The organism is Castellaniella sp. GW247-6E4 (assembly GCF_040276065.1).
Classification (GTDB): Bacteria; Pseudomonadota; Gammaproteobacteria; order Burkholderiales; family Burkholderiaceae_B; genus Castellaniella.
The window spans coordinates 203,180-209,661 of record NZ_JBELOI010000008.1 but is presented as its reverse complement, the minus strand read 5'-3'; the positions used below and the strand labels follow the sequence as shown (position 1 = coordinate 209,661).

Here is a 6,482-nt window from a genome sequence, read left to right as displayed (position 1 = left end):
TGCCAGGCATATCACCACGACCCGAAACATGTCGGATTCTTCAGCTTAGGGCTGTCCATGTTTTGGGAGGACGTCAGGAGGACGTCACTTGCTCCGAAACTCTACCGATCGTTGTCTACTTGACAGGGGAGCTTACGGCTTTACGAGTACCATCGCAGAAAGGCGGCTGCGGTCAGTGCGACAATAGCCAGCATGGCGAGTACTTGCCATGTGATGAGAGCGCGTCGGTCTGCGTACGAGCCATGCGCATGCAGCAATAAGGCGATGAGTACGAGCGCCATAATCGCGCACGCTATCTTGATCGCTAGCGCCACGATGGCGACACCATGAATGTCGGGTAGCTGGCTGTAGAAGTAGAGGCTTACCAGGCCAAACAAAGTGCCACTGGCAATTTGCGCGACCCACCCAACCAGGGTCAACCACAAGATGCGGCGCTCATGTTTGGTCTGGCGGTTGATCAGGAAATAGAGCGGCCCAGCAACCACGGCCACCGCACCGAAGTTGTGGGCAACCTGGGTCAGCGCGTAAACGAGGTTTTGCCAGTTCAAAGCGCCTATCCGACGTTAAGATCGACGCAGTCCTCGGCGCCAGTAGCGACATGGGCTCTATTTGCCACCTTGATGCAGACGGTATGCTTTCCTGGTGATAGGTCCATGCCATCAAGCGTGAAGCCACCCTTGAGCTGGCGTGTTTGCCCAATCAACTCACCATCCATGTAAACGTGCAGGTGATCGACATCGGGCCCAGGGGTCGCACTGAAAACGAGCTCGTTTGGGTTTTTAACATTGAGCGTCACACCGCTCGCCTGTGGGGCAGTGGCAATAGTCCTCTCGGCGCCTAGGCTGGGGGATCCCAATAAAACCGATCCTGAGACCAATGCGACCAACAATGTTAGTGCTCGAATAGATAGCATGCGGGTTCCAAAATTCGTTATTGAGCCTTGGGAGTGTCCCAGATGACGAGGTTGTGATCATTGGTGTCCGCGACGAAAATGGCGAGTAGCTTTGCTGGCTCGGTATCGCTCGCGTTTTCGCTGACAGCGTGATGATCACCTGGATTCTCGGACCAGCTTTCGCCCGCGTGAAAGACGATCTCCTTGCCATCATTGACTTTGCTGCGAATCGCGCCTGACAGTACGTAGGCGACAACGAAAGCAGCGCCGTGGCTGTGTGGAGGGGATTTGACGCCTGGCGCGTAGTCGACAACGACTCCGGTAAGTGATTTGCCTGGGGCGTTGGCGATAGCTTGCTGGAAGGCTTGCGTGATGCCTTGATCCTGCTGGGAGGGGTCAGCCGCTAGCGTTGTGAAGCTTGCAGTGGCTAAAAGGCTGGCTGCTGAGATTGCCAACGATAAAGTTCGTATACTCATTTTTTGCCTCTTGCACATGACTTCATGTGTTTCTGCTTTTAGGATAGGCGTTTTCTATTGAAAAGGCACATTACAGTTTTGTAATCTGCCCGTCATCGTCCTGTCAGGCGGGCGTGAGTAGAGTCCTACCTGGGTTTAGGCAATTCTTAGGCAGAGCGCTGTCCGCGAGTTGGGTGTAATACAGAAGAGCGTCGCAGGAGCGATCACATGAAATTGCTCGTTGTTGAAGATGAAATAAAAACCGGTGAATACGTGCGCCAAGGCCTGATGGAGTCCGGTTTCGTGGTCGACTTGGCACACACAGGCCTGGACGGGCGCCATCTCGCACTCACGGAGTCCTATGACTTGATCATTCTCGATGTCATGCTCCCAGACGTTGATGGCTGGCGTATTCTTCAAACCTTGCGTGAGGCGAAGCTGTCCACGCCTGTGCTTTTTCTGACGGCACGCGATAGTGTGGAGGATCGTGTCAAAGGCCTGGAGCTGGGTGCTGACGACTATCTAATCAAGCCCTTTGCGTTTTCGGAACTACTTGCACGAGTGCGTACGTTACTGCGCCGGGGCGCTGTGCCAGTTTTTAATGATCAGCTGCAGGTAGCGGATCTCGTGCTGGATATCCCGCGCCGACAGGCGAGGCGCAAGGAGATGCGTATCAATCTGACCAACAAGGAGTTCGCCCTTTTGGAGCTTTTGGTTCGGCGCCAGGGCGAGGTTTTGCCGCGCTCACTCATTGCGTCTCAGGTATGGGATATGAATTTTGATAGCGATACCAATGTGATTGATGTCGCCATTCGCCGCTTGCGAGCCAAGATCGACGAGGCCTTTGAGCCCAAGCTCATCCATACCGTGCGGGGTATGGGCTATATGCTCGACGTCAGTAGCGACGTCAACTAAGCCGTGGCGCACCGTCCAGCCTCTCTGGCGCTGCGCCTGACTGTCTCTATTGGGGCAGTCATCACGGTGGTTTTGCTCACATTTGGGTGGACGGTTGAACGGTCTATCAATGATCACTTTGTCCAACAAGACGTCGACGAGCTCAATGCCGTGGTTCAGGCCCTACAGCAATCGTTGTCGTCCCGCCCGCTAGACGAGGATCCTGCGGCACTTCGGCGTCGGTTGGCCGCTGCGGTCTCGGGACATCATGATGCTGAGTTTCGTGTATCGGACGAGAGCGGCGCACTGATCTATGCGACGCCTGATTCCGATCTCGAAGGATTCGCCCGCCTGCCACCGTCGACTGAAGAGATTGATATCAGCTCCGTCAAGATCTGGCGAGATAAGGGCCAGACGTATCGAGGTGCTGTCATACAGATTGTGCCGCATGGAGCTCCTGACAATGCGCCCTTGACCGTTGTCGTTGCGACAGATATCGATTTCCATTTGCACTACCTTGAGAGCTTTCGTGATTACCTGCGGTTGATAACGCTCGCCGCCTGTCTTTTTGCCATCTTGGCCATTTGGTTCGCGGTGTATCGAGGTCACGCGCCAATTCGGCGTATCAGTCGTGAGATGAGGCGTATCAAGTCCGATCAATTGCATATTCGGCTCGAACCGGAGGCTGTGCCGGTTGAGCTGACGGAGTTGGCGGCATCGTTCAATGACATGCTGGATCGCATCGAGGGTGTTTTTCGCAGGCTCTCCAATTTTTCAGCCGATATCGCCCATGAGCTGCGTACTCCGATTACCAGTTTGAAGACTCAAACAGAGGTAGCCCTGTCCCAGGTGCGTAGCGTCGAGCAGTATCGCGAAGTCCTGTACTCCAGTTTGGAAGAATACGAGCGCATGGCGAAAATGGTGAGCGACATGCTGTTCTTGGCGCAGGCGGACAATAAGCTGCTGAAGCCCGAACTGGTGACTGTCGACCTTGCTGCGGAAGTGCATAGCTTGTTTGATTACTTTGAGGCGTGGGCAGAGGAGTGCGCGGTGGCGCTCGTTTTAGATGGATCGGGTGTGTGCGTACAAGGTGATCGTCTGATGATTCGCCGTGCCTTGAGCAATCTATTGTCTAACGCGATTCGTCACACCCCCAAAGGCGGTGCGGTCAGGGTCTCAGTGAGTTCGGCTGGCGACAAAGGGGTACTCCGAGTGGAGAACCCGGGATCTGCGATATCACCTGAACATCTACCTCATCTTTTTGACCGATTCTATCGGCCAGATGCCTCAAGGCGGCGCAGCGGCCAGGGTGCGGGGCTTGGGTTGGCGATTGTTAAATCGATCATTGAGGCACATGACGGATCGATCACAGCGTCCTCCTCGGGCAGTGTAATCACGTTCGAGATGACTCTGCCCACGCTAATGCATGCTGCAGATAACGCTGCGACTGAACCGCGATAACACCACTAAGCTACCACTGAATTTTGTGATGTTCTTCGGTCTCGCGGTGTCGCGCGTCATCCGAGGAATGCAGGTAGGTATTGGTTGTGCTGATGGACTCGTGCCCGAGGTTATCCCGGACATGACGCAGATCCACCTGGTTATTGGCCATGTGGGAGCCTGCGGTGTGCCGTAGCCAGTGAGCCGAGGCTTGTTCAACCCTTTGCGCTTTCGACTCAAAGTCAATGCCTCGTGCTCGGACCCGGGTAGCGGCTTCTTTAAAAATATGCTTAACAATACGATGGACTGCTGCGCGGGTGAGTGCGCGCGTCTGGCGACCGATCGGTAGCAAAAGCGGCGTAAATTCACCGGGAATAGGGAAGGGCGCCAAGCCCTTTTCACGCCGATAGCGCGCCAACTCGATCATGAGCTCGTGGGTAGCGGGAATGATCCGGGTTTTCTCGCCTTTACCAGTCACCTCCAGCCACCAGCGCTCCTCGCCATCCTTATCGCGTCGGCAAAAGAAGCCACCCATGGTATTTTGAGTGACTTCCGAAATACGCAGCCCGCATAGGTAGAGCAGGGAAAATAGCCAACGCAGCCGAAAATAGTGCTCACGCTCACGGTCGGAATCACGTGGCAGGGCATCAATGGCGAGTTTTACTTCGCTCCAGGCCTCGTCATCCAGGTAGCGCGTGACGCGCGGCTTGGCCTTACGAGCGCGCTGGCGCGAGAGCGATAACGGATTGCCTGCCAAGTAGCCAGCCGTCACCAGCCAGGAAAACATCCCGTTCAGAATGATGATGGCCTGACGACGACTCGTGGGCGCCAAGGGGCCGGCGAAGGGGCGCCAATCGGCATGCGTGCGGCCCACCTTACGCCCGGAGCGCATGACCCATTGGGCCGCGGGCTGGGGATCACTCAAGAAGTGCTGATAAGCCAGCAAGTCTTCGTGCGTGAGCGATGACACCGGCTTTTGCATTGCGCCAGTCGACCACAGCAGGAGGCGCTCAGCTTCCTTACGGTAATTATTGAAAGTGTTGGGAGAGTCCATAAAGCGCGCCAACCAGGCCGTAATGGCATCGACATCGGTGGTAGCAGCGATCTGGGGCCGATTACCCATGGCGCGGTTCGTACCAGCGCGTCCGTCCAGTTCTGGAGAAACACGCACAGCCTCGAAGGGCGAGGGCGGAGTAAGCGCTGCTGAAAATTCATTATTTGAGGCCATGTCCAGCTCGACGTAAGCAGAAGATCGTACTCTCTGTATAACTTGACATTATACCAATAATGTCAAATTATCAAGAAAATAAGTCATGTATTTAACGTATTACGTAGTATTATTTCTTGAATTATTTTATGGATTGTTGCCATGGCCACGGATATCGCCACGGATGCGGCGCTTTCGCGAGATGTCGAGGCGTTACGCGAGCGCTTCACCCAGACTCAAGAGCTTTATCGTGAGGTCTGTGCATTGCTGTTCTTTCGATATGGCGTCACACCGACAGCCAATAAGCTCTATCAATTAGTGCGCAAGGGCAGCATGAGCGCACCGGCTGAGGCGCTGACCAGGTTCTGGGGGGATCTGCGCGAAAAAAGCCGCATACGCATTGAGCATCCTGATTTGCCGGAAGCCTTGAAGAGCGTCGCGGGTGAACTTATTGCCACGCTATGGACAAGCGCCCAAACGGCTGCTCAAGAGTCACTGGCAGCGTACCGTGCCGAAGTCCAGGAAGAGGTACTCCAGGCAAAGGCCGATCTTGCCTCAGCGGAAGCTGAACGAGACGCTGCACGATCGGCGGCGCAAGGCGTTAAGAGTGAGCTTGAGCGGGCGAGACAAGAAATAGGTACTCAGTGTGAAAATCTAGCAGTCGCGGAAGAAACGCGGAATTCATTGCTCGCAAGGCTTGATGAAGCGAAGCATGAAAACACGGTATTACAGCGCCAGCTTGAAGATGCTCGCCGTGATTTTGCTCTTGAGCTCGACAAACAGCGCACCTCGATGCAGTTAGCCGAAGAACGCTCACGTGCCTCTGAAAAACGCATGCTTCTGGATATGGATCGTGAGCGTACCACCTTGGCAAAGCTTCAGAAAGAGCTTGATGCCCATGCCGCTGGAGCTTTACGCACGGTTGATCAGCACAGACAAGAGCTTAATTTACTGCAGCAGGCGCTCGGCGATAGTCGCCAAAAAAATGGCCAACTGGAAGGCGCTCTGCAAACAGTGACAGCAAGCCTGGAGCGCGCGGATACCGAGGCCAAGCAAATGCAAACCCAATTAAGCGAATCCAGCGCTCAAACAGTGCTGTTTCGTAGCCAGGCCGAAGGTTGGCGCCGTCAATTCGAAGAATTGCAAGAGCTCCAAAGAAAAAACGCACAAACAACCAAAGCAACCGCACGAAAGCCTCGCCGACCCTGAGCAGCGATATTTCGACAGATATGGCTAGCTGGAGCCTATCTAGATGATGCTTCCAAAAGATATAGATTTGATCTTCTAGACGGTGGCGGCAGTATCCTTGTCGATGCCGTGCAATAGAGCGGTCACAATCGTCTCACGAGTTGCGCCTGGCACGGAGAGGAATGGAACTAAACTTCCCACCAACATGCAAAACACCCATGTGGGGAATTTGGTTCAGAGCATTTTTTGACAATTCCACCTTGGAACTAAAGTTGGCAAGAGGATGCCACGCATCAATTTGCTAACTTTAGTTAGCGAAACTCGACCGACTTTAGTTCCGAGCACTGGAGGCCCCGATCCGGCGCTGATCCGGTGCAATGCGTCGACTCATGTAATTCGCATAATG

The 6,482-nt window shown here is 54.5% G+C and carries 7 protein-coding genes; 3 read left to right on the top strand and 4 right to left on the bottom strand.

The genetic code is table 11. The features are described 5' to 3' along the window. Window positions 1–140: 140 nt before the first annotated feature. From ABS761_RS11780 to ABS761_RS11770, 3 genes are all read right to left on the bottom strand, one after another. Entirely contained in the window at window positions 141–548 is a 408-nt protein-coding gene (locus tag ABS761_RS11780; protein ID WP_350408521.1) for a hypothetical protein, read from the bottom strand. Between the two features lie 5 nt (window positions 549–553). Then, the gene (locus ABS761_RS11775; protein ID WP_350408520.1) at window positions 554–796 is read right to left on the bottom strand and encodes a hypothetical protein; all 243 of its coding nucleotides are present in this window, start codon (window positions 794–796) and stop codon (window positions 554–556) included. Window positions 797–930: 134 nt separating this feature from the next. Beyond that, window positions 931–1,368 carry a cupin domain-containing protein gene (locus ABS761_RS11770; protein ID WP_350408519.1) on the bottom strand — a complete coding sequence of 146 codons (438 nt, stop codon included), beginning with the start codon at window positions 1,366–1,368 and terminating at the stop codon, window positions 931–933. Between the two features lie 207 nt (window positions 1,369–1,575). On the opposite strand from ABS761_RS11770, the gene ABS761_RS11765 reads away from it, so the two are divergent. Both ABS761_RS11765 and ABS761_RS11760 read left to right on the top strand, forming a co-directional pair. Further along, on the top strand, window positions 1,576–2,262 hold the full coding sequence (locus tag ABS761_RS11765; protein WP_350408518.1) for a heavy metal response regulator transcription factor: 687 nt from the start codon (window positions 1,576–1,578) through the stop codon (window positions 2,260–2,262). A gap of 3 nt (window positions 2,263–2,265) precedes the next feature. After that, window positions 2,266–3,702: a heavy metal sensor histidine kinase gene (locus ABS761_RS11760; RefSeq protein ID WP_323012755.1), complete on the top strand. Its 1,437-nt coding sequence runs from the start codon at window positions 2,266–2,268 to the stop codon at window positions 3,700–3,702. A gap of 10 nt (window positions 3,703–3,712) precedes the next feature. Here ABS761_RS11760 and ABS761_RS11755 read toward each other — a convergent pair whose 3' ends face one another. Then, complete coding sequence (locus tag ABS761_RS11755) at window positions 3,713–4,909, bottom strand: tyrosine-type recombinase/integrase (protein ID WP_322995023.1); 1,197 nt, start codon at window positions 4,907–4,909, stop codon at window positions 3,713–3,715. 141 nt (window positions 4,910–5,050) lie between these two features. Between ABS761_RS11755 and ABS761_RS11750 the strand changes: the two genes are divergently transcribed. Beyond that, window positions 5,051–6,097, top strand: coding sequence for a DNA-binding protein (locus tag ABS761_RS11750; RefSeq protein WP_322995024.1), 1,047 nt, complete (start codon window positions 5,051–5,053; stop codon window positions 6,095–6,097). Window positions 6,098–6,482: the final 385 nt, after the last annotated feature.